The organism is Flavisphingomonas formosensis, assembly GCF_009755815.1.
GTDB classification, from domain to species: domain Bacteria; phylum Pseudomonadota; class Alphaproteobacteria; order Sphingomonadales; family Sphingomonadaceae; genus Flavisphingomonas; species Flavisphingomonas formosensis.
Map to the genome: position 1 here is coordinate 62,548 of NZ_WRPK01000007.1, position 19,508 is coordinate 82,055.

The window sequence follows — 19,508 nt, forward strand, 5'->3', positions numbered from 1 at the left end:
GGCAAGGAATGGTGGGAAGCGGTCGTAGGGATGCGAGCAACGGCTAGCGCAATCCCTGATTGTCGAGGATAATTTCGGCCTGCATTCCGGCTTCAAAGTTGCCAGTCTTAGCGATGCCTTCCAACAGCCCCGTAATAGAGGCGCAATCATGGGCCTCTAGGCAAAAGAGCAGTGTGCCGCGCCTATTTTCCAATTCCGGCCGCTGGATCAGCCTCACCAGAACATCAAAAATCCGCGGGTCTGGATTATCTGCAAGCTCTAACGCGAGCGAATGCCGCTCCGCATGATCGCTGGTTTCGTCGAGACGCTTAATCTTCTCAGTTAGCTCGGTATCGGTCATAGCCTGTGATCATAATCTGGAACCGGATCGTCTGCTACTGGGGCGATAGCTGTCTATGCCAGCGGCAGGGGATCGAACCCGTGCCCGTCACCGGGATCGCTGTAGCGATACGTCTACCAATTCCGCCACGCTGGCAGTGTCGGACTTTGCTGGATGAATGATGCTACCGCACTGTCGGCGCCGGACGGCAAGGATGGTGGGAAGCGGTCATTTGCGCGGCGCGAAGGTTCTACCGTGGGGAAAGCGAAGCGGCGTCGCAGGATCAAGTCCGACTTCGGAAACGCGAAGCGGAACCACCACGCCCTCTGAAATACTGCGCCCGGGTGGATTACCCCACACCACTTCTGCCATGAACTTGCGGCCGCGACATGTGACCTCGATCAAATCGCCAATCACTGGGGCTAGCCCATAGAAGCGATTTTCGTCTTCACGAAGCTCCCGCTCCGTGACGACTTCGCCATCCTTCAGTGCGATGCGCTTAACCCAATAGCCCATACGACGGTGTAGCAGCCTACGGCGAGCCGATTCAACGAGGTTCAATTTATGATCGCAACTGGGCGATTTCGCCAATCCCAGACGCCAACACCTCTTCCGTACCTTTCGTCACGGGCAGCAAGCATGGCGCTGCCTTTTCACGCAGCAGAAAACGCATGCGCCCCTTGGGGAGCACATTGCGGAGGTCGCGCAGCCTCGGTGACGATGCTGGTTATGTGCCGCGGTGGGGCTGTCCCTCAAGTTGGCGCCGCGCGAAGCGCGTCATCATATCTCTAGGGCCGGATTCTGGCTGAGTAGTGAACTCGCGTTCAAATCCAAAGCCTTACCAAGGCGGGCAAGCGCTTCGCCCAGGCTGGTGCCCCCGGCGATCGCCTCGGCCTGCTCGGCCGCGGGGAGGCGGGACAGCATCCGGTTGACCTCGGCACCAGCCTCGGCGCGGCGATGCCCGTCGTCGTCCGGGGCGGGGGCTTTGCGGGTTACGGCACGCACGAACTTGCGCGCGATCTCGGGCAGGCTGAAGCCATAGGCATTGGTGATCTGGCGGACGCGTGGGCCGACGCCGTCGGCGTCCTCAATCGGTTCGGTGCGGCGGATCCATCGCAGGAAGCCGTTGGAGCGCAGGCGGGCGAGGGCGCCCACGACAGCGCCTCGCGATCGCGCGAGCCGTTGCTCGAGATATTCGATCGACGGCTCCAGCCGCCCGGTCTTGTAGTCGACCAGGCGATACAGCTCACGCAGCACCTCGAGCGCGACATGGCCGAGCGGGCCATTCTTCTTCCCCGGCTCCTTGTTGGTGCGGTCGAAATGCTCGGCCGCCTTCATCCTGGCGCCGATCTCCTTGGGATCGATCGGCTGCCAGACCTCGCTCTCGCGCGTGCCGGCGTGATAGCTGTTCCGGCGCACCGGCTGGAATGTCCGACGTCCCCCCAGGACGCCGCGGGTCAGCTCGCCGATGGATCGGCCAAATCCCCCCGCCGCGGTCATGCCGCGGCCCTCGCAGCTGCTAGCCGCGCGGACCTTTCAAGAGGTCGGCCGCCGGCGGAAAATCCGCCAACAGCATATCGGCCCACTCCTGGGCGAGCTGGCGCCGCCGCGGCAAATAGGCTGCCCGATTGTAGATGCCTTCCGATCCCTTGGGCAGGTGCGCCAGCATCAGGTCGATGATCGCGCGGTCGCCGGCATTTTCGAGCACGACCGCGCGCTCGTTCATGATCGTGCTGAAGGTCGATCGCCAGCCATGCGGCACGTGGCGGCCGGCGAACTGCGAGAGGCTGCGGTACATCTTGCCGATCGCATTGTCCGTCATATGCCCGTGCGCGTGACGCTCGTTGGGGAAGAGGTAGGGCAGGCTCCCCGAGAGCATGCGTACTGCTTCGATGGTTTCGACCGCTTGGCGCGAGAGCGGTACGATGAACTCGAATTTCGCCTGCACCTTCTTCTCGAGACGCAGCTTCATCCGTGTGGCGGAAAGCCGCCAGATGGGCTCCTTGCCGCCCAGTCCCTCGAACTCCGACCACTTCGCCGTGATCAGCACGCCGGGGCGGGGGACAGCCAAAGCCTGGAGCCGCGCAGCGAGCTTCGTTACGGGATTTGCCGGCAGCGCCTCGGTCGCTCGAATGAGAGCGCGCGCCTCCTCGAGATCGGTGAGCGCAGGGAATCGCCCTTTTGATGGTGCCGATAGAGCCGGCTTCGATGCCACCGTAGGATCGATTTCGGCTAATCCGCTCGCCATCGCGAACAGGAACACCTCCGACATGCGTTGCCGGACGCGGTGAGCCGTCTCGATCGCACCGCGCTCCTCGATGGCTACGACCACTTTCAGCGCCATTGGCGCGGTGATCGATCTGATCGGCACGTTGCCCAGCTCCGGAAATACGTGGTCCCGCAGGCTCTGAAGCACGTTGCGCGCGTGCGTCTTGCTCCAACGCGGGGCATTCTTCGAATGCCAGATCTCGGCGATGACACGGAAGGTGTTCGCTGTCCCGATCTGCAGTTGGGCTGCCCGCTGCTTCTTCTCGACAACCGGATCGACCGCATCCCGCAGAAGCCGCCGTGCGTCGTCGCGCTTGCTCCTCGCCTCGGCCAGGCCCACCTCGGGATATTGACCGAAGGTCAGCTTCTTCTCGGTGCCACCGACGCGATATTTGAAACGCCAGGACTTCGTCCCGCTCGGAAGAACGTAGAGATAGAGGCCCTTCTCGTCCGCAATCTTGTACGGCTTGTCCCGCGGTTTTGCCGTCCTGAATGTCGAGTCGCTTGCCACCCGGGGCCCCCAACCAAAAAATTGGGGCCCCCAAGCGAGCCCCCACCGAAAGCGAGATTAAGTGACAATCTCTGCTAACGCCTGAGAACGCAGAAAGCCCGGAAAAGCGGGCTTTGCAAGGGCTGATTAGAATATCTGAGAAGCTGCGATAAGCTGCTCTGGTGGAAGGGGCTGGATTCGAACCAGCGTACGCTCACGCGGGCAGATTTACAGTCTGCTGCCTTTAACCACTCGGCCACCCTTCCGTCAGGCTTCGCTGCCGGAGGCGGCCACATGGCGAAACCGGGCTGGACTGTCAACGCCTCACGTGGAAAAGCGCGCGCATCATGAGAAAAGGCCATCGACCATCCGTCGCCCCGAGCGGGCGTCCGCGCTTCTGGGGGCGCCATGCGGTCATTGCCGCACTGGCCAACCCGGATCGTATCATCAAGCGCATGTGGGGCACGCGCGAAGCGCTCTCGGCGCTGGATCTGCCGCCCGTCATCCCCGTCACCTATGCCGATGTCGCGGATCTCGGCCGGCTCGTGCCGCATGACGCGCCGCATCAGGGGCTGGTGATCGAGGTCGATCCGCTCGAGGATATCTGGCTGGGCGACCTTCTGGAGCGGGGGCAGGCGAATCAGCGGCCGCTGGTGGTGCTTGATCAGGTCACCGATCCGCATAATGTCGGCGCGGTGCTGCGTTCCGCCGCGGCGTTCGACGCGCTCGGCATCATCACCCAGGATCGGCACGCGCCGCCGGAATCGGGGGCGCTGGCGCGCGCCGCCTCCGGAGCGCTGGAAGTGGTTCCCTGGGTCCGCGTGGTGAACCTCGCCCGCGCTCTCGACGAGATCGCCGAGGCGGGCTTCTGGCGAATCGGCCTCACCGGCCATGCCCAGGCTACGCTGCAGCAGGTGATGGGCGAGGCGCGGCTTGCGATCGTGCTCGGCGCCGAAGGCGAGGGCATGCGCCCCAACACCGAGGCGCATTGCGACGAACTGGCCCGGTTGCCGATCAGCCCGCTGGTCGAGAGCCTGAACATTTCCAACGCGGCCGCGATCGCTCTCTATGCGGCCGCGACACGCAACCGCTGATTCGCCGTTCCTGATCGCCGCTCACGACAAATCGCCCACGGTGCTGCGAAGAGCGCCATGGGCGATTGGCAAGGCAAATGAGAAGAGGCAGCCGGAGGATCAATCCTCCGGAGCGATCGTCACTTTCAGGCCGTCGAGCGAATCGGTCAGCTGCACCTGGCAGGAGAGGCGCGACGTCTCGTTGCGGTGATCGGAGCTGTCGAGCAGGTCGTTCTCGTCCTCGCTCATCGCCGGCAGCTGGTCGAGGAAGGAAGGATCGACGTGGACGTGGCAGGTCGCGCAGGAGCAGCAGCCGCCGCACAGCGCCAGCAGCTCGTCGATGCCGGCGTCGCGAATCACTTCCATCACCGAAAGGCCGGCCTGCCCGTCGATGGTCGATTCCTCGCCTTCGCGGGTGACGACGATCAGCTTCGGCATTAGGTGGATCCTCCTGACAAAAATTTAGCGCCGCCTAGGTCGGGCGCGGTCACAAATCAAGGGGTGGGAAGGCCGATGGGATTGACGGCGGATCGAATCCGCGAGGCGATGGATGCGCTCGCGGCGATCGAGCCGGCCTTCGCGCGTGGCCTGGAGAGGGTCGGTTACCCCGAGCCACGAGTGCGTGCGCGCGGCTATGAGACGTTGCTGCGCACCATCGTAGGCCAGCAGGTGAGCGTGAGTTCGGCCGCTGCGGTCTGGGCGAAGCTCGGTGAAATTCTGGGGCCGGCGCGCGATCCCGCGGCGATCGCGGCGGCTTCGGACCAGGATCTGCGCGCGGCGGGCTTTTCCCGACAGAAGAGCGCCTATGCGCGCAGCCTCGCCGACGAGGTGTTGTCAGGTCGGCTCGATCTCGAGGCCCTGCCGGCGGATGACGAGGCGGCGATCGCGGCGCTGACGGCGGTGAAGGGGATCGGCCGCTGGTCCGCGGAAATCTATCTTCTGTTTGCCGAAGGCCGGCCGGACATCTGGCCCGCCGGGGATCTCGCCGTTCAGATCGAAGTGGGCCGGATATTGGGGCTCAATTCGCGGCCGGACGAGCGCGCGACACGGGCTCTGGCCGAGCGATGGCGTCCCCATCGCGGCAGTGCGGCGATCTTTTCCTGGCACCATTACAAGACCCCGGTGCTCTGAGAATCTCCTTGGCCATGCGCCCAGGCGCATCGCCGGGCACATGCCCGGCACGTGTTCGAGAGGCCGCCGCCTCGGTAGGCGAACTTCATGACGGTCACATCCATAGCCCCAAAATCGGGGGTTTCGGTGAGGTCATTAGCATTTTGCTAACCTTGCTCCGTTACTGCTCCTGCTCGGAAGAACGGAGGCTTCGATGCCCCGCGCCCTGAGTGCGCCAGAAAGCATCAGTGTCGAAAAGGGCGCGCTGGGGCGATTCAGCGGGGAGTTCGTCGATCGCGAGACCGAGCAGGAATTCCTGATCGACCGCTATCCAGAGGTGCTGCGCCACGCACGGTTGCTCATGACGGCCGCCATGGTGCTCAACACCTTGTTCCTGGCGAGCGACTGGCGCTTCTATGGTCAGCCGCATTTTTTCGTCGCGTTGCCCGCCCGGCTACTCGTCATCCTCGTGGCCGGCATTTGCCATTTCCTGCTCGGCCGAGCGCGCGACCATGCGCATGTCCAGCGAATCCTGATCGGCTGGATGTGGGTCACCGCCGTGCTGGTCGCGGTTCTCGTGACGTCGCACAGCGATATCGCGCTGTTCGTCATGCTGATGCTCCCGGCGCTCTATTTCATGGTCGTGCCGGTCGCCTGGCGCTGGCTGGTACTGGCGGCCGCGGGAAGCAGCCTGCTGTTGCTGGTCGGCTATGAGATCGGCGTGTTCGACGGCACAATGCTGGGCCTCGCGCTTGCACTGCTGATGATGGGATCGGCATTGTCGCTGATGGCGGCGCGAGCGAACCGGCTTGCCCGGCTGCAATGGTGTGCGAGCCGGGCGGAGCGCCATGCGCGCGAGGAACTGATCGAGAGCCGCGCGACGCTGGAGCGGATCTTCGCGGCGAGTCCCATCCCGGTGGTGATCAGCAACCGTAACGGCCGCATCCTCGATCTCAACGACAGCGCGCGAGAATTCATCGGCTTCACCGCCGGGCCTGTCGAGGGCACGTCGCTGCAGGAATTCTATGTCGATCCCACTGATCGCGAGCGAATCTTCGCGCTGCTAGACCGCGACGGCCGCGTGCGCGACCTGGAGCTTGACGTCCGGCTGTCGGACGGCGCGCAGCGCACGGTGATGATCCGCGCGACGCAGGTCGACACGCGCGAGGGGCCGATCATCATCTCCGGCATCATCGACATCAGCAACCGCAAGGCAATCGAGCGCAGTCTCGAGCGGCTGGCGTCCACCGATACGCTGACCGGCCTGCCGAATCGGCTGAGCTTCTTCACCGCCGCGCGTACCGAGATGCTCCGCGCCCATCGGACGGGCGCGCCGCTCACCTTGCTCATGGTTGATCTCGATCATTTCAAGCTGATCAACGATGGCTTCGGCCATCAGATGGGCGACCGCGTGCTGCGCAGCTTCGCCAAAGCCTGTACCTCCGTGCTGAAGGGCAGCGACTTGGCGGCGAGGCTCGGCGGGGAGGAGTTCGCGCTGCTCTTGCCCAATGCCGATATCGAGCATGGCCTGGCGATCGGCGAGCAGCTTCGCCTGTCCGTCGAGCAGCTTCGCTTTCCGGAGATCGGCGAAGATTTGCGTCTCACGGTCAGCATCGGCGCGGCCGCGGTGAACAATGTCGAGCCCGATTTGGATGCCGCGCTCGCCCAGGCCGACATCGCGCTCTACGAGGCGAAGCGCCGTGGCCGCAATTGCGTCGTCTCAGCCGGTGCCCATGACGATCTGCTGCGTTTCGATCGCACCGGAAGGGGACGCGCGGCGAGCTGACGCGCGGCTCACGCCGCCTGGCGCAGGGCGTCGGCGAGCAGCCGGAATTCCTTGTCGCGCGGGCTCCCTTTTCGCCAGGCGAGGGCGATCTTGCGGGTCGGATGCTCCGCGTCGAGCGGCCGTGCGACGATCGAGGTATCCTTCAATATGCCGGCATCCAGCGCCATTTCAGGCAGGAGCGTGACGCCGAGGCCGTTATCCACCATCTGGACGAGCGTGTGCAGCGACGTGCCGAGCATGGCCGCTTCGGCCCGCAGCTCCGGCCGGTTGCAGGCGGCGAGAGCGTGGTCCTTCAGGCAATGTCCATCCTCCAGCAGCAGCAGTCGCGATTCGTCGATCGCGTCCGGCCGCACGCTGGCCGCGAGGCCGGCGGCGTCGCGCTCTGGAAAGGCGACGAACAGCCGGTCGTCGAACAGCTCTGCCGATTCGACCTCGCCGCAGGCGTAGGGAAGGGCGAGCAAGACGCAATCCAGCAGTCCGCGATGCAGCGAATCGCACGCCGAGGGGCTGGTTTCCTCGCGCAGGTAGAGTTTCAGCTCGGGCCAGGCGGCGCGCAGCTGGGGCAGCATGCGAGGCAGCAAGAACGGCGCGATGGTGGGGATCACGCCCATGCGCAGCTCACCCGAAAGCGGCTTGCCGGCGGCGCGGGCCATGTCGCCCAGCTCCTCCGCTTCACGCAGTACGCGGCGCGCCTTGTCAGCGATCCGCAATCCCAGCGGCGTAAACCGCACGACGCGGCGCGTGCGCTCGACCAAAGTGATCCCGATCAAGGACTCGAGCTCGCGCAGGCCGGCAGAAAGAGTCGACTGGGTAACGAAACAGGCATCCGCGGCGCGGCCGAAATGGCCGTAATCCTTCAGCGCCACCAGATATTGGAGCTGCTTGAGGGTAGGAAGGTAGGTGCTCATTTATCGCCTCATTCGATCATTGACCTTGGAATAATCAATTTGATCGTTATATGCTACTCCGATACCTGCCCGTCATCCCTTCAACACCGAGCCACCCCAAGAGGAGACATCATGCTCACTGTAGGCGACAAGTTCCCCGCTCTCACCCTTCCCGTCCAGCAGGGCGTCAGCGCGCTTCCCGCCGGCGAGACGATCGATACCGGCGATACGGGCGGCAAGTGGAAGGTCGTGTTCTTCTGGCCGAAGGACTTCACCTTCATCTGCCCGACCGAGATCATCGGCTATGGCGAGCTGAAGCAGGATTTCGCCGATCGCGACGCCGTGCTGATCGGCGCCTCGACCGACACCGATTTCGTCCACTTCGCGTGGCGCAAGTCGGATGAGCGTCTCGCGGCCTGCGACTTCCCGTGGATCGCGGACAACAAGAAGCTGCTCGCGAACGCGCTCGGCATCGTCCATGAGGAAGCGGGCGTCGCTCTGCGCGCCACCTTCATCGTCGATCCGCACAATGTGATCCAGCACGTCACGGTCAACGGCCTCAACCAGGGCCGCAACCCGGCCGAGGCGATCCGCGTGCTCGACGCGCTGCAGACCGACGAGCTCTGCCCCTGCAACTGGCAGCAGGGCGAGGAAGTTCTGAAGCCGGCGGCCTAACAGCCCCCGGGCCGACCAGGCTTCACGTCGAGGGGCGCGGAGGAATTCAGACTCCGCGCCCCTTTTCTATTTCAAGGAGACCGACATGTCGCTGAAGGCATTTGCCGACACGCTTCCCGATTTCGCCAAGGACCTGCGCCTCAACGTCAGCTCGCTGCTCAATGACGCGGCGCTCGGCGACCAGCGCAAATATGGCCTGCTGCTCGCCTGCGCGCACGGCACCGGCTACAAGCCGATCGTCGAGGCCGCGGAGGCCGAGGCGGAAGGCAAGCTCTCGCCCGACGCGGCCAATGCGGCGCGCGCGGCTGCGGCGATCATGGCGATGAACAACGTCTATTACCGCTTCACCCACCTCGCCTCGAACAAGGAATATTCCACCCTGCCGGCGAAGCTGCGCATGAACGTGATCGGCTCGCCCGGCATCGACAAGGCCGATTTCGAGCTGTTCAGCCTCGCCGTCTCGGCGATGAACGGGTGCGGCATGTGCATCGACAGCCATGAGAAGGTGCTGCGCCAGCACGGCGTGAACAGCGAGATCATCCAGACCAGCGCGCGCGTCGCCTCGGTGATCAAGGCGGTCGCGACCGTCCACAGCGCGGTGGCCTGAGGGCGATCGAATTCATCCTCCCCGGAACGGGGAGGATGAAGGGGTGTCCCCCCAATTCCGCCCGGCCTCTGGCGTTTTGGCGATGTGCGCCCTACATGCCGTTTTTATAAGGGTCGTTGAGGGAGACCGCCGGTGTTCAGCGGACTTGTCGCCTATCTGGATTCGGTTAAGGCGCGCGATCCGGCGCCGCGCTCGCGCTGGGAAATTCTGCTCTATCCGGGCGTGCTTGCGCTCGGCCTGCACCGTATCGCGCATTGGCTGTTCAGCGGCGAGCTATATTTTCTCGCACGGCTGGTGAACCATATCTCCCGCTTCCTGACCGCGATCGACATTCACCCCGGCGCCAAGATCGGGCGCAACTTCTTCATCGATCATGGCTTCACCGTGATCGGTGAAACCGCGGTGATCGGCGACAACGTGACCATCTATCAGTGCGTGACGCTCGGTGGCACCAACCCGGCCAATGGCGTTGCCGGCAAGCGGCACCCGACGATCGAGGACGACGTGATCATCGGATCGGGCGCACAGGTGCTCGGCCCGATCACCGTTGCACCGCGCTCGCGGATCGGTGCCAATGCGGTGGTGACGCGCGACGTGCCCGAAGGCGCGGTGATGACCGGGATCCCGGCACGTCCCACGCTGGTCGACGCGCAGGAATATCAGAAAGGTTTCGTGCCCTACGGTACGCCATGCAGCGAGCGTTTCGATCCGCAGACGCAGCAGCTGGAACTGCTCAAATGCGAGGTGGAGACGCTTCGCAACAGGCTGGCCCTGCTGATCGAGGAACGCGACGCCCGTTCCGAGGAGCCGGCCAAGAACAGGCAGACCATCGCCTGATATGGGGGTCGTAACGCCTTTCCCGACCGCCGGCGGACAGCAGCCGAGTCAGGTCGGTTTCGATCGCGCGGAACTCACCCGCATTCTGGATCTCTATGGACGCATGGTCGCTGCCGGCCACTGGCGTGATTATTCGGTCAGCTTCGATCGCGATGCCGCGGTGTTCTGCGCCTATCGCCGCGCCGCCGAACGACCGGAATATCGAATCGAGAAACGCCCTGCACTGCGCAATCGGCAAGGCATGTGGGCATTGGTCGGGGAAGCCGGCGCCATCCTCCGCCGCGGGCATGAGCTCGGTCCGGTGCTGGCGCCGGTGGAGCGCAAGCTCATGAAGCTGGTAGCGGAATAGGTCGACGTCGATCCTCCCAGGGAGAGGATCAAGGGAAATCAAGCCGCTGCCTCGGCGTCCAGCGCGTAGCCGGCCGAGCGTACCGTCCGGATGATGTCGGGGCGATTGCCTTCGTTGATCGCCTTGCGGAGGCGGCGGATGTGCACGTCCACGGTGCGCGGCTCGATGTCCGAATCGCGCCCCCAGACCGAGTCCAGCAAACGTTCGCGCGAAAAGACGCGGCCGGGGTGCTCCAGGAAATGCCGGAGCAGACGGAATTCGGTCGGGCCCAGCGGCACGGTCGCGCCGTCGCGGCGGACCTTGTGGCTCACCGTATCCATTTCGATGTCGGCATAAGCGAGGCGCTCGCCTGCCAGTGCGGGGCGGACGCGGCGCAGCACCGCGCCGACGCGGGCGACGAGCTCGCGCGGGCTGAAGGGCTTGGTGACATAATCGTCCGCGCCGGTTTCCAGGCCGCGGACGCGATCCTCCTCCTCGCCGCGCGCCGTGAGCATGATGATCGGAACATTGGCCGTGTCCGCCATCCGCCGCAGGCGGCGGCATACCTCGATGCCGGAAAGGCTTTCGACCATCCAATCGAGCAGGACCAGGTCCGGCGGGGATTCCTGGGCAAGCAGGAGAGCCTCCTCGCCATCCGCCGTATGCTCGACCTCGAATTCCTCGCGCCGGAAATGCCAGAGCAACAGCTCGGACAGCGCCGCATCGTCCTCAACGAGAAGCAACCTACCACGAGTCATGCGTTATACCCGCTCTGCTGCCAACATGTCCTCGCCGCGCGGGCGATCCGGAAGAATCTGGCCGGTCGCGGCAAAATAGACCATCTCCGCGAGATTGGTGGCGTGATCGCCGATCCGCTCGAGATTCTTCGCGATGAAGAGCAGATGGGCGGAAGGCGTGATGTTCTGCGGGCTTTCCATCATGCAGGTCAGCAGAGCGCGGAACAGGCTATTGTAGAAATCGTCGACGGCCTTGTCCTGCATGCTGACGTCCAGCGCCTTCTGCGCATCGCGCGCCGCGAAGGCGTCGAGCGCGTCATGCACCATGTCCGCGGCGGCGCGTCCCATCGCCGGCAGGATCGCCATGGGCTCGATGCTCTTGGCGTCCTGGATGATCGGCACGCGCTTGGCGATATTCTTGGCGTAATCGCCGATGCGCTCGATGATGCCAGCAATCTTCAGCGCGGCGAGCGCCTCGCGCAGATCATCGGCGACCGGTCCGCGCAGCGCGATCAGGCGCAGCACCTGCCGCTCCACCTCGACCTCGAGTATGTCGATCTTGCGGTCTTCCTCGACGACGCGGGCCGCGGCGTCGAGATCGCGACGCATCAGCGCCTGCACCGATTCGGCTATCGCGGCTTCGGCCCGGCCGCCCATCTCGGAAACCAGCGCTCGCAGCTGGCCCATGTCGTTGTCGAAGGCAGAAACGGTATGTGCATTGCCGTTGGGCATCGTCATTCACTCCAAGGGGCGCATGCCCCGGTAGATATCAGTCGGCTATGCCGTTCCGGCAATCCCGCTAAGGCCGTTCCGATTCGTCTCTGTTGCATTTGCATTACGGTTTGATGACGAAGCGGGCGCCGCCGGAAGCAGCACCGTCACCGTCGTGCCCTCGCCGACCACGCTATCGATATCCAGCCGCCCGCGATGGCGTTCCACGATATGCTTGACGATGGCGAGTCCGAGCCCGGTTCCGCCGAGCGAGCGGCTGCGCCCCGCATCGACGCGGTAGAAGCGCTCGGTAAGGCGGGGCAGATGCTCGGGCGCGACGCCTTCGCCCTGATCGGCCACGGTCAGCCGCACCATGCCGCTTGGCGCGGTATCGAGCGAGACGCGGACGGGGGTGCCGGGACGGCCATATTTCAGCGCATTGCCGATCAGATTGTAGAGGAGCTGGGAGAGCTGCGCCCGATCGCCGATGACGTCGGCGGTGTGCGGCGCGGCGTCTATGCGCACCCGCTCGTCGACGTCCTGGCGCGACGCCCGCATCGAATCGCGTACCTCCTGCGCCAGCGGCAGCAATGCCTGCGGATCGTGCGGCACGCTGTATTTCTCCGCCTCGATTCGCGAGAGCGACATGAGGTCGTCGACGAGCTGCTGCATCCGCTTCGCTTCGCGGAACATGATCTTGAGGAAGCGCGCCCGCGTCACCTCGTCATTGCCCGCCTTGCCGTCCTCCAGCGTCTCGATGAAACCGAGCAAGGTGGCGAGCGGCGTGCGCAGCTCGTGGCTTGCATTGGCGACGAAATCGACTCGCATCCGCTCGGTGGCATAGGTTGCGGTGCGGTCGACCAGGCGGACGAGACGATTGCCGCCGCGTAGCTGATGCATCACCAGCTGCCATTGCCGTTCGCGCTCGCCGACGCCGACGACGTCGATCGCGATCCGCCACGCGGCCTCGCTGGAGGAAGTACGTCCGGTCAACCGTTCCGCCGCCGCCGGGTGGCGGATCGCAAGGCGGATATCCTCACCCACGATATGCGCGCCGAGCAAGGTACGCGCCGCGGCGTTCGCGTGCTTCACCAGCCGCCCTTCGACGAGCAGCATGGGATCGTCGACCGCCTCGATCAGTTCGTCGATTCCGGGGGGCAGCGAGGACAAGGCAATGGGTGGAGGTGGTGCTGCCACGGATTCCTCGTCGCGCCGACGGGAGATAACCGCGAACAATGCGGTCAGCAGGCCGGTGAGCAGGGTGATCGCCGCCACGACGCTCGACTCTCCTGCGAGCGCGGCACCAATGGTGCCTCCAACGAGCAGTAGCAGGGCGATAATTGCGAAAATCGGATCGATGCGTGTCATGTCACCGACTTTCTACGCTTCTAATGTTACGGGTTCCATTCGCTCGCCTTCATTTCCTTTTACGAATATGTAAGGGAAGTGCGGGCAGGAGGAAGGCATGGACGAGCCCGATCAGGATCAGCCGGAGGAAGCGGCCGGCGGCGCGGCGCCGACACGGCGGCATCTGCTGATGCTCGGCGCGGTTTCCGCGTCCGCGGTGGTAACCATCCGGCCTGCGCTGGCGAATACGCTCGGATCGGTGCTGACCTGCGAGATCCCCGTGCCGGACCGGAGCCTTTCGGCCAATTATATCGCGTCGGACGGATCGCTGGTGCCTTCCGACACGCCGGGCGCCTTCCCGCCGGCACCGATGCCGTTCAAGGGCGAGGATGTGAAGGCGGCGCTCCGCTACGGCCGTTCGCTGCCGGGCACCGATTACGCGCAGAGCCGCGCCTACACCAATTATATCCGCCGCCTGCAGCGCGGCATGAGCGGCTTCACCTGCTACGCCTCGCTGCAGATGCCGCAGCGCTGAACCGCGCCCGGTGACCGGGCCGGTCTATCGCGCCGATTCACCGGCGCTGCGTCTTACGATCGAGCTGGAGGGGCTGACCCTCGTCTATCATCGCCCATCCGGGACCACGCATGTGCTGGGGCCGCCCGCGCCTGAACTGCTCGCCGCGCTGGCGGAAGGACCGGCCGATATCGCCGAGATGGTGCGCCGCCTGCAGCGCCTGCACGATCTGGACGGCGGAGGCGGCATCGAGCCGGTGATCGCGGCGCGGCTCGAAGAACTCGAAGCGGCGGGGCTGGTCCACCGGGGATGAGATACAGGCTGTCGCTGAAGGTCGGGCCGATCGGTTTTCGCATCGGCTCCGCATGGCCCGGGCCGATCGCGGCCTTGCGCGGCCTCTATGCCGGCTATCCCGGGCCAGACGACGGCATCGCCGATTTCACCGTGCGGCTGGAGCCTGAGCGGCCCTGGCGCCGCTGGCTGCGTCCGTCCGTCGCGATCCATGGCGATCACATGCTGCCGGATGCCGCGCCGCTGGCGCTCGCCCACGGGCTGCTCGCCGCGGAAATGGGGATGAACCTGCAGATGGCGCTGGGCCTGCGCCGCTATCTGTTGCTGCACGCTTCGGCGGTAGAGCGCGATGGGCGCGCGCTGGTGATGACGGGCGAATCCGGGGCTGGCAAATCGACGCTCGCGGCCCTGCTGGGCGAACGCGGCTGGCGCCTGATGGGCGACGAGTTCGCGCTGCTCGATCCGGCGAGTGGAGCGCTCCATCCTTTCCCGCGCGCGGTGAGCCTGAAGAACAGCGCGATCGCGCTGATGGCGGCAGACGTGCCGGAGGATCGCTTCGGGCCGGTGCTGGAAGATACGCCGAAGGGCCGCATCCGCCATCTGCGGCCGCGCGCCGACGCGATCGCGCGCATGGCCGATCCGGCTACGCCCGCGCTGATCCTTTTCCCGCGTTACGGCCATGCCAGGGCGATACGGCCGATCGGCCCGGCCGAAGTGTTCGTCCGGCTGACGCAGGCATCGACCAACTATGTCTCGCTCGGCGAGGCGGGGTTTCGCGCGCTCACCGGCCTGGTTGCCGCCACGCCGGCCTGCGCGATCGACTATCCCGATACCGAGGCTGCGGTATCGCTGGTCGAGACCCTCTGGGCAAATCTGGACTCGTGAAGGAAGCCGCGCTGCTCGTCCGGCTGCTGGCGGATCCGGCGGAGGCGCGCGCGGTGCCACCCGCGGCGTGGACGGGGCTGCTCGCCGCCGCGCGGGCCGAGCAGCTCATCGGTACGCTCGCCTGCCGGCTCGACGGACTGGATCTGCCGGATCCCGTGCTCGCGCTGCTGCGCGATGCACGTGCGGGGGCGGCGCAGGCGCGGATGAGCGCGCTGTGGGAAGCCGAGATGGCGCGTCGCGCACTGGAAGGGCTCCGCATCCCCGTGATCCTGCTGAAGGGCACGGCGTTCGTCGCGGCTGGTCTGTCGGCCGGCATCGGACGGTCGATCGGCGATCTCGACATATTGGTGAATCGGGCGGATCTGCCCGCAGTGGAAGCCGCGCTGATCGCCGCCGGGTGGGAATGGGTGAAAGAGGACGCCTATGACGACCTCTATTACCGGCAGTGGATGCACGAGCTGCCGCCGCTCATCCATCGCACCCGCGACCGGATGATCGACGTGCACCACACCATATTGCCGCCGACCGCTCGACCGACGCCGGATGCGGCGGCGCTGGTGGCGGACAGCGTCACCCTGGAGAACGGGCTGCGCATGCTTTGCCCGGAGGACATGATCGTCCATGCCGTTGCGCATCTCTTCGCCGATGGCGATCTTGCCGGCGGGCTGCGCAACCTCTGGGACATCGATCGGCTGCTGCGTGATTTTTCCGCAGAAGACGGCTTCTGGGAGAGACTGGAGGCGCGCGGGCGGCTGCATCAGCTCGGCAAGCCGCTTGCTCGCGCTCTGCGCCTCGCCGAGCGGCTCTACGGGACGCGGGTGGATCCCGATCTGGCCGGTCCCGCGCGCGTGAGCGATGCCCTGTATGTCCGGCGTCTGCTGGTCCGTGACGGTTGGGGCCGGCAACGCCGTCCGGTCACGCGCTTCGCCTTTTACATCCGCTCGCACTGGCTGCGCATGTCGCCGCTGATGCTGGCCCGGCACCTGTGGATCAAGGCGCGCAAGGGCTGACGTTTTCTTCATCCTCCCTGCGGAGCCCGAGGGGCAGGGTGAAAAGAGAGCTTCCGAACTGCCCTCAGCCCAGCGCCCGCAGCGTGGGGATTAGCGCGTCGTAATGATCGATCAGTGCGGTGGCGCCGAGCTGGTCGTGCGGACGATCGGAGAAGCCGAAGGTCACGGCGACGCTCGGCAGGCCGGCGTTGCGGGCCGTGTCCGTGTCGGTGATCGAATCGCCGATGAAGGCCGCACGGCCGCCGCCGGCACGGGCGATCGCCTCGAAAAGGGGGGCGGGATCCGGCTTGCGCACGGGCAGCGTATCGCCGCCGACCAGGCTGTCGAAGCGGGTCTGCCAGCCGAGCGCGTCGATCAGCAGCCGGCTCAGCGATTCGAGTTTGTTGGTGCACACGGCGAGCTTGACGCCCATGCCTGAAAGTTCGTCCAGCGCCCGTTCCAGCCCCTCGAACGGGCGGCTGCGGTCGGCGATATGCGCTTCGTAATAATCGAGGAAGATCGGGAAGCCTTCCTCCACCAGTTCCGGCGTCATCGTGCCGGTGGCAGCAAGCCCCTTTTGAAGCAGCGCCTTGGCGCCGTGGCCGACCATGTGGCGCACCGACTCCTCGGATACCGTGTCACGGCCCAGCACGGTGAGGCTGTGGTTGAGCGCCGCGGTGAGATCGGGGGCGGTGTCGGCGAGCGTGCCGTCGAGATCGAAGGCGACGACGGAGAAGGGGAAGGCGGTCATGATGGTGCCGCTCCTGCCGCGGACGATATGGAATTGGCAAGTGTTCCGTGGCAAGGAGCCCGGCCATGACGACATCGCCCATCGCCGCCGTGATCCTTGCCGCGGGCAAGGGAACACGGATGAAGTCCGATCTTCACAAGGTGCTCCATCCGATCGCCGGCCGGCCGATGCTCGGCCATCTGCTGGCCAGCGTCGACGGCATCGGCGCGGCGGCCAAGGTCGTCGTGGTCGGCAGCGGCCGCGAGCAGGTGGAGCGTTTCGTCGGCGGCGGCGCGCAGATCGTGGTGCAGGAGCCGCAGCTCGGCACCGGCCACGCCGTGCAGCAGGCGCAAGCCAGCCTGGCCGGCTTCGATGGCGACGTGCTGATCTTGTATGGCGACGTGCCGCTGGTGCCTGCCGCGACGATGACACGCATGCTGGAGCGGCTGAATGCCGCCGATCGGCCCGCGGTGGTGGTGCTCGGCTTCCGGCCGCCGGACGCGCTGGCCTATGGCCGGATCGCGGCCGTGGACGGCGTCATCCGCAAGATGGTGGAATATAAGGACGCGACTCCGGAGGAGCGCGCGATCACCCTGTGCAATTCGGGGCTGATGGCGGTGAAGGCGGCGGACCTGTGGGCACTGCTCGCCCGGGTCGGCAACGACAATGCCGCTAGCGAATATTATCTGCCGGACATCGTGATGCTGGCGCTGGCCGATGGCCGCAACTCGGCGGTGATCGAGGCGGAAGCGTGGGAGGTGGCGGGCGTCAACAGCCGCAGCGAGCTCGCCCAGGTCGAGGCGGACTGGCAGAGGCGGCGGCGCGCGCAGGCGATGGCTGACGGCGCCACGCTGATCGCGCCGGAGACGGTATGGTTCAGCCACGACACCGTGCTGGGGCGCGATGTGACGATCGAGCCCAATGTGTGGTTCGGCCCGGGCGCTGCGGTCGGCGACCATGTCGTCATCCACGCTTTCAGCCATATCGAGGGCGCGAGGGTCGCCCCCCGCGCGGAGATCGGCCCCTATGCGCGGCTGCGTCCCGGTGCGGACATTGGCGAGAAGGCAAAGGTCGGCAATTTCGTCGAGATCAAGAAGGCGCGGCTGGGCGTCGGCGCGAAGGCCAATCACCTCAGCTATATCGGCGATGCCAGCGTCGGCGCGGGCGCCAACATCGGCGCGGGCACGATCACCTGCAACTATGACGGCTACCTCAAATACAAGACCGAGATCGGCGAGGGCGCCTTCATCGGATCGAACAGCGCGCTGGTCGCTCCGGTCGTGATCGGCGACGGCGCGATCGTCGCCGCGGGATCGGTGGTGACACGCGACGTGGCCGCCGACGCGCTGGCGCTGGCGCGCGGTCGCCAGGAGGAGAAGCCGGGCTGGGCCGCGCGTTTCCGCGCGATGATGGTGGCGAAGAAAAAGGCGGGCTGACCTTCTTCATCCTCCCCCAAAGGGGGAGTGGGACCGTTCGCGTAGCGAATGGTGGAGGGGCCGCCGCCCACAACAAGCGATGCGTCGGCCGTGGGCGGGCGCCCCTCCACCGTCCTACGGACGGTCCCCCTCCCCTTCCGGGGGAGGATGAGAAGGTCAGCCCCGCACGCCCGTCGCCTTCTCCGACCACTCCCACAGCCGCCTGGCCCGGTCCGGATCCAGCGCACGGGGCTGCACGCCATGGAGCGGCTGGTCGGTCTCCGCAACCGGCGCTTCGTGGCATTCCTCCAGATAGAGTCCGCCCTTGCCCTCCAGCTCGCGACCGATCGCGGCCCAGACCTGGGTGGCGGCGCCTTCGCCGGGCGTCTGCATGCGGATCTCGCCGATCTTGTCCCAGCCCTGGTCGGCGATCACCGTGGGTGACATATGGCGGCCGAGGCTCGTCGCCACCGCGCCGGGATTGACCGAGAAGGCGCGAATGCCGCGATCGGCATAGCGGCGATCGAGCTCGCTCGCGAACAGGATGTTGGCGGTCTTCGACTGGCCATAGGCGAGGAAGGGATCATAGCCGCGCCGTTCGAAATTGACGTCGTCGAGATCGATGTCGCCCAGCGCATGGCCGCCGGAGGAGAGGACGACGACGCGGGAGGGCGCAGCCTGCTCGAGTGCCGGCAGCAGGAGCAGCGTCAGCGCGAAATGGCCGACATGATTGGTGCCGAACTGCATCTCGTGGCCGTCCGCGGTGCGTCCTTCGGGACAGGCCATGATACCGGCATTGGCGATCAGCAGGTGGACCGGCGCCCGGCCGACGCGGTCGGCGAAAGCACGGACCGATGTGGCATCGCCGAGATCCAGCTGCTCGACCGTCGCCTTGCCGCCCGCCTCGCGGATGCGCACGGCGACCTTCTCGCCTGCGGCGACGTCGCGCACCGCGAGCACCACCTCGGCCCCCCGCGCGGCGAGGACACGGGCGGTTTCGCGGCCAAGCCCGCTGGCGGCGCCGGTGACGACGGCGCGCTTGCCGCTGAGATCATAGCCGGCGGCAATGGTTTCGGCTGTGACGGCCTCCGGAAAGCCGGGCTCAACGGCGGGGGCGCCGGTCTGGGTAGGCATCATCCTTCTCCCTCTCTCTTCCGGCGAGCGTGACCCCCGGCGCACTGGAGGTCAATCGGCGCGGCCGCTAAGCTGGCTGGATTGCGAAAGGGAGCGGATGCAGATGAAGATCAGCGCACGCAATCAGATACAGGGCACCGTGGTCGCCGTGACACCCGGCGCCGTCAATGGAACCATCAAGGTGGATATCGGCGGCGGCACCATGATCACCTCCAGCATCACGGAGGAAGCGATCGCCGATCTCGGTCTTGCAGTTGGCGACGGCGTGACCGTGTTCATCAAGGCCAGCGACGTGCTGATCGGCAAATAGATCGTGTCGCAGGCAGTTCAGACTTAGGAAAGGCGCGTCCGCTACACAGCGGCGCGTGATCGGCC

The 19,508-nt window shown here is 65.9% G+C and carries 24 protein-coding genes, 1 tRNA gene and 1 pseudogene; 13 read left to right on the forward strand and 13 right to left on the reverse strand.

Features of this window, described 5'->3' with window-relative positions; genetic code table 11:
* Positions 1-43: 43 nt before the first annotated feature.
* The 6 genes and pseudogenes from GQY20_RS18985 to GQY20_RS19010 all read right to left on the reverse strand — a co-directional run bounded on the left by GQY20_RS18985 (position 44) and on the right by GQY20_RS19010 (position 3,343).
* A complete protein-coding gene (locus GQY20_RS18985) occupies positions 44-340 on the reverse strand; it encodes a hypothetical protein (RefSeq protein ID WP_157218725.1) in 297 nt (98 codons plus the stop codon).
* A 56-nt stretch (positions 341-396) separates the two neighbouring features.
* A pseudogene (locus tag GQY20_RS18990) lies at positions 397-475 on the reverse strand.
* A gap of 72 nt (positions 476-547) precedes the next feature.
* Positions 548-835: a hypothetical protein gene (locus GQY20_RS18995; protein WP_157218726.1), complete on the reverse strand. Its 288-nt coding sequence runs from the start codon at positions 833-835 to the stop codon at positions 548-550.
* Positions 836-1,099: 264 nt separating this feature from the next.
* Positions 1,100-1,819 (reverse strand): hypothetical protein, encoded by a 720-nt coding sequence (locus tag GQY20_RS19000; RefSeq protein WP_157218727.1) that lies wholly within the window; start codon positions 1,817-1,819, stop codon positions 1,100-1,102.
* Between the two features lie 19 nt (positions 1,820-1,838).
* Positions 1,839-3,098 (reverse strand): tyrosine-type recombinase/integrase, encoded by a 1,260-nt coding sequence (locus GQY20_RS19005; RefSeq protein WP_157218728.1) that lies wholly within the window; start codon positions 3,096-3,098, stop codon positions 1,839-1,841.
* Positions 3,099-3,257: 159 nt separating this feature from the next.
* Positions 3,258-3,343: transfer RNA gene (locus GQY20_RS19010), tRNA-Tyr, on the reverse strand.
* A gap of 81 nt (positions 3,344-3,424) precedes the next feature.
* Between GQY20_RS19010 and rlmB the strand changes: the two genes are divergently transcribed.
* Entirely contained in the window at positions 3,425-4,171 is a 747-nt protein-coding gene (rlmB, locus tag GQY20_RS19015; protein ID WP_157218729.1) for a 23S rRNA (guanosine(2251)-2'-O)-methyltransferase RlmB, read from the forward strand.
* 99 nt (positions 4,172-4,270) lie between these two features.
* Here rlmB and GQY20_RS19020 read toward each other — a convergent pair whose 3' ends face one another.
* Positions 4,271-4,588, reverse strand: coding sequence for a 2Fe-2S iron-sulfur cluster-binding protein (locus tag GQY20_RS19020; protein WP_157218730.1), 318 nt, complete (start codon positions 4,586-4,588; stop codon positions 4,271-4,273).
* Between the two features lie 75 nt (positions 4,589-4,663).
* Between GQY20_RS19020 and GQY20_RS19025 the strand changes: the two genes are divergently transcribed.
* Both GQY20_RS19025 and GQY20_RS19030 read left to right on the forward strand, forming a co-directional pair.
* Positions 4,664-5,281, forward strand: a complete 618-nt coding sequence (locus GQY20_RS19025) for a DNA-3-methyladenine glycosylase family protein (protein ID WP_157218731.1) — start codon at positions 4,664-4,666, stop codon at positions 5,279-5,281.
* A gap of 193 nt (positions 5,282-5,474) precedes the next feature.
* Entirely contained in the window at positions 5,475-7,046 is a 1,572-nt protein-coding gene (locus tag GQY20_RS19030) for a GGDEF domain-containing protein (RefSeq protein ID WP_157218732.1), read from the forward strand.
* A gap of 8 nt (positions 7,047-7,054) precedes the next feature.
* Here GQY20_RS19030 and GQY20_RS19035 read toward each other — a convergent pair whose 3' ends face one another.
* A complete protein-coding gene (locus tag GQY20_RS19035) occupies positions 7,055-7,954 on the reverse strand; it encodes a hydrogen peroxide-inducible genes activator (protein ID WP_157218733.1) in 900 nt (299 codons plus the stop codon).
* Between the two features lie 111 nt (positions 7,955-8,065).
* Between GQY20_RS19035 and GQY20_RS19040 the strand changes: the two genes are divergently transcribed.
* The 4 genes from GQY20_RS19040 (at position 8,066) to GQY20_RS19055 (ending at position 10,401) form a co-directional block, all read left to right on the forward strand.
* Positions 8,066-8,608, forward strand: a complete 543-nt coding sequence (locus GQY20_RS19040) for a peroxiredoxin (protein WP_198351063.1) — start codon at positions 8,066-8,068, stop codon at positions 8,606-8,608.
* Between the two features lie 85 nt (positions 8,609-8,693).
* Positions 8,694-9,215 (forward strand): carboxymuconolactone decarboxylase family protein, encoded by a 522-nt coding sequence (locus GQY20_RS19045; RefSeq protein WP_157218734.1) that lies wholly within the window; start codon positions 8,694-8,696, stop codon positions 9,213-9,215.
* A gap of 132 nt (positions 9,216-9,347) precedes the next feature.
* On the forward strand, positions 9,348-10,052 hold the full coding sequence (epsC, locus tag GQY20_RS19050) for a serine O-acetyltransferase EpsC (RefSeq protein ID WP_157218735.1): 705 nt from the start codon (positions 9,348-9,350) through the stop codon (positions 10,050-10,052).
* 1 nt (position 10,053) lies between these two features.
* Positions 10,054-10,401, forward strand: a complete 348-nt coding sequence (locus GQY20_RS19055) for a DUF2794 domain-containing protein (RefSeq protein ID WP_157218736.1) — start codon at positions 10,054-10,056, stop codon at positions 10,399-10,401.
* Positions 10,402-10,439: 38 nt separating this feature from the next.
* On the opposite strand, the gene phoB is transcribed toward GQY20_RS19055, so the two are convergent.
* Genes phoB through GQY20_RS19070 form a run of 3 tightly spaced genes read right to left on the reverse strand, consistent with a single transcriptional unit; the run spans position 10,440 to position 13,196 of the window.
* A complete protein-coding gene (gene phoB, locus GQY20_RS19060; RefSeq protein WP_157218737.1) occupies positions 10,440-11,138 on the reverse strand; it encodes a phosphate regulon transcriptional regulator PhoB in 699 nt (232 codons plus the stop codon).
* A 3-nt stretch (positions 11,139-11,141) separates the two neighbouring features.
* Entirely contained in the window at positions 11,142-11,849 is a 708-nt protein-coding gene (gene phoU / locus GQY20_RS19065) for a phosphate signaling complex protein PhoU (RefSeq protein ID WP_157218999.1), read from the reverse strand.
* Between the two features lie 45 nt (positions 11,850-11,894).
* Positions 11,895-13,196 (reverse strand): ATP-binding protein, encoded by a 1,302-nt coding sequence (locus tag GQY20_RS19070; protein WP_157218738.1) that lies wholly within the window; start codon positions 13,194-13,196, stop codon positions 11,895-11,897.
* Positions 13,197-13,293: 97 nt separating this feature from the next.
* Here GQY20_RS19070 and GQY20_RS19075 point away from each other — a divergent pair, with 97 nt between their 5' ends.
* The 4 genes from GQY20_RS19075 to GQY20_RS19090 are packed head-to-tail and all read left to right on the forward strand — an operon-like array spanning position 13,294 to position 15,875.
* Positions 13,294-13,710, forward strand: coding sequence for a hypothetical protein (locus GQY20_RS19075; RefSeq protein ID WP_157218739.1), 417 nt, complete (start codon positions 13,294-13,296; stop codon positions 13,708-13,710).
* Between the two features lie 10 nt (positions 13,711-13,720).
* Positions 13,721-14,002, forward strand: coding sequence for an HPr-rel-A system PqqD family peptide chaperone (locus tag GQY20_RS19080; protein WP_157218740.1), 282 nt, complete (start codon positions 13,721-13,723; stop codon positions 14,000-14,002).
* Positions 13,999-14,865 (forward strand): HprK-related kinase A, encoded by an 867-nt coding sequence (locus tag GQY20_RS19085; protein WP_157218741.1) that lies wholly within the window; start codon positions 13,999-14,001, stop codon positions 14,863-14,865. Before GQY20_RS19080 ends, GQY20_RS19085 begins: the two co-directional genes overlap by 4 nt.
* Positions 14,862-15,875 carry a nucleotidyltransferase domain-containing protein gene (locus GQY20_RS19090; RefSeq protein ID WP_157218742.1) on the forward strand — a complete coding sequence of 338 codons (1,014 nt, stop codon included), beginning with the start codon at positions 14,862-14,864 and terminating at the stop codon, positions 15,873-15,875. The genes GQY20_RS19085 and GQY20_RS19090 overlap by 4 nt, the downstream gene beginning before the upstream one ends.
* A gap of 64 nt (positions 15,876-15,939) precedes the next feature.
* Here GQY20_RS19090 and GQY20_RS19095 read toward each other — a convergent pair whose 3' ends face one another.
* Positions 15,940-16,605, reverse strand: coding sequence for an HAD family hydrolase (locus GQY20_RS19095; RefSeq protein WP_157218743.1), 666 nt, complete (start codon positions 16,603-16,605; stop codon positions 15,940-15,942).
* A 65-nt stretch (positions 16,606-16,670) separates the two neighbouring features.
* Here GQY20_RS19095 and glmU point away from each other — a divergent pair, with 65 nt between their 5' ends.
* Positions 16,671-18,020 (forward strand): bifunctional UDP-N-acetylglucosamine diphosphorylase/glucosamine-1-phosphate N-acetyltransferase GlmU, encoded by a 1,350-nt coding sequence (glmU, locus tag GQY20_RS19100; protein WP_157218744.1) that lies wholly within the window; start codon positions 16,671-16,673, stop codon positions 18,018-18,020.
* Positions 18,021-18,176: 156 nt separating this feature from the next.
* Here glmU and GQY20_RS19105 read toward each other — a convergent pair whose 3' ends face one another.
* Positions 18,177-19,133 carry an SDR family NAD(P)-dependent oxidoreductase gene (locus GQY20_RS19105; protein ID WP_157219000.1) on the reverse strand — a complete coding sequence of 319 codons (957 nt, stop codon included), beginning with the start codon at positions 19,131-19,133 and terminating at the stop codon, positions 18,177-18,179.
* A gap of 103 nt (positions 19,134-19,236) precedes the next feature.
* On the opposite strand from GQY20_RS19105, the gene GQY20_RS19110 reads away from it, so the two are divergent.
* Positions 19,237-19,443, forward strand: a complete 207-nt coding sequence (locus tag GQY20_RS19110; RefSeq protein ID WP_157219001.1) for a TOBE domain-containing protein — start codon at positions 19,237-19,239, stop codon at positions 19,441-19,443.
* Positions 19,444-19,508 lie beyond the last annotated feature (65 nt).

Coding starts and splice junctions, on each gene's coding strand:
- GQY20_RS19030 (WP_157218732.1), top strand. CDS start 5,475: ATGCCCCGCGCCCTGAGTGCGCCAGAAAGCATCAGTGTCGAAAAGGGC.
- GQY20_RS18995 (WP_157218726.1), bottom strand. CDS start 835: ATGGGCTATTGGGTTAAGCGCATCGCACTGAAGGATGGCGAAGTCGTC.
- GQY20_RS18985 (WP_157218725.1), bottom strand. CDS start 340: ATGACCGATACCGAGCTAACTGAGAAGATTAAGCGTCTCGACGAAACC.
- glmU (WP_157218744.1), top strand. CDS start 16,671: ATGACGACATCGCCCATCGCCGCCGTGATCCTTGCCGCGGGCAAGGGA.
- GQY20_RS19025 (WP_157218731.1), top strand. CDS start 4,664: ATGGGATTGACGGCGGATCGAATCCGCGAGGCGATGGATGCGCTCGCG.
- GQY20_RS19070 (WP_157218738.1), bottom strand. CDS start 13,196: ATGACACGCATCGATCCGATTTTCGCAATTATCGCCCTGCTACTGCTC.
- GQY20_RS19085 (WP_157218741.1), top strand. CDS start 13,999: ATGAGATACAGGCTGTCGCTGAAGGTCGGGCCGATCGGTTTTCGCATC.
- GQY20_RS19020 (WP_157218730.1), bottom strand. CDS start 4,588: ATGCCGAAGCTGATCGTCGTCACCCGCGAAGGCGAGGAATCGACCATC.
- GQY20_RS19045 (WP_157218734.1), top strand. CDS start 8,694: ATGTCGCTGAAGGCATTTGCCGACACGCTTCCCGATTTCGCCAAGGAC.
- GQY20_RS19075 (WP_157218739.1), top strand. CDS start 13,294: ATGGACGAGCCCGATCAGGATCAGCCGGAGGAAGCGGCCGGCGGCGCG.
- phoB (WP_157218737.1), bottom strand. CDS start 11,138: ATGACTCGTGGTAGGTTGCTTCTCGTTGAGGACGATGCGGCGCTGTCC.
- GQY20_RS19040 (WP_198351063.1), top strand. CDS start 8,066: ATGCTCACTGTAGGCGACAAGTTCCCCGCTCTCACCCTTCCCGTCCAG.
- GQY20_RS19110 (WP_157219001.1), top strand. CDS start 19,237: ATGAAGATCAGCGCACGCAATCAGATACAGGGCACCGTGGTCGCCGTG.
- GQY20_RS19035 (WP_157218733.1), bottom strand. CDS start 7,954: ATGAGCACCTACCTTCCTACCCTCAAGCAGCTCCAATATCTGGTGGCG.
- GQY20_RS19105 (WP_157219000.1), bottom strand. CDS start 19,133: ATGCCTACCCAGACCGGCGCCCCCGCCGTTGAGCCCGGCTTTCCGGAG.
- rlmB (WP_157218729.1), top strand. CDS start 3,425: ATGAGAAAAGGCCATCGACCATCCGTCGCCCCGAGCGGGCGTCCGCGC.
- GQY20_RS19055 (WP_157218736.1), top strand. CDS start 10,054: ATGGGGGTCGTAACGCCTTTCCCGACCGCCGGCGGACAGCAGCCGAGT.
- phoU (WP_157218999.1), bottom strand. CDS start 11,849: ATGCCCAACGGCAATGCACATACCGTTTCTGCCTTCGACAACGACATG.
- GQY20_RS19000 (WP_157218727.1), bottom strand. CDS start 1,819: ATGACCGCGGCGGGGGGATTTGGCCGATCCATCGGCGAGCTGACCCGC.
- GQY20_RS19095 (WP_157218743.1), bottom strand. CDS start 16,605: ATGACCGCCTTCCCCTTCTCCGTCGTCGCCTTCGATCTCGACGGCACG.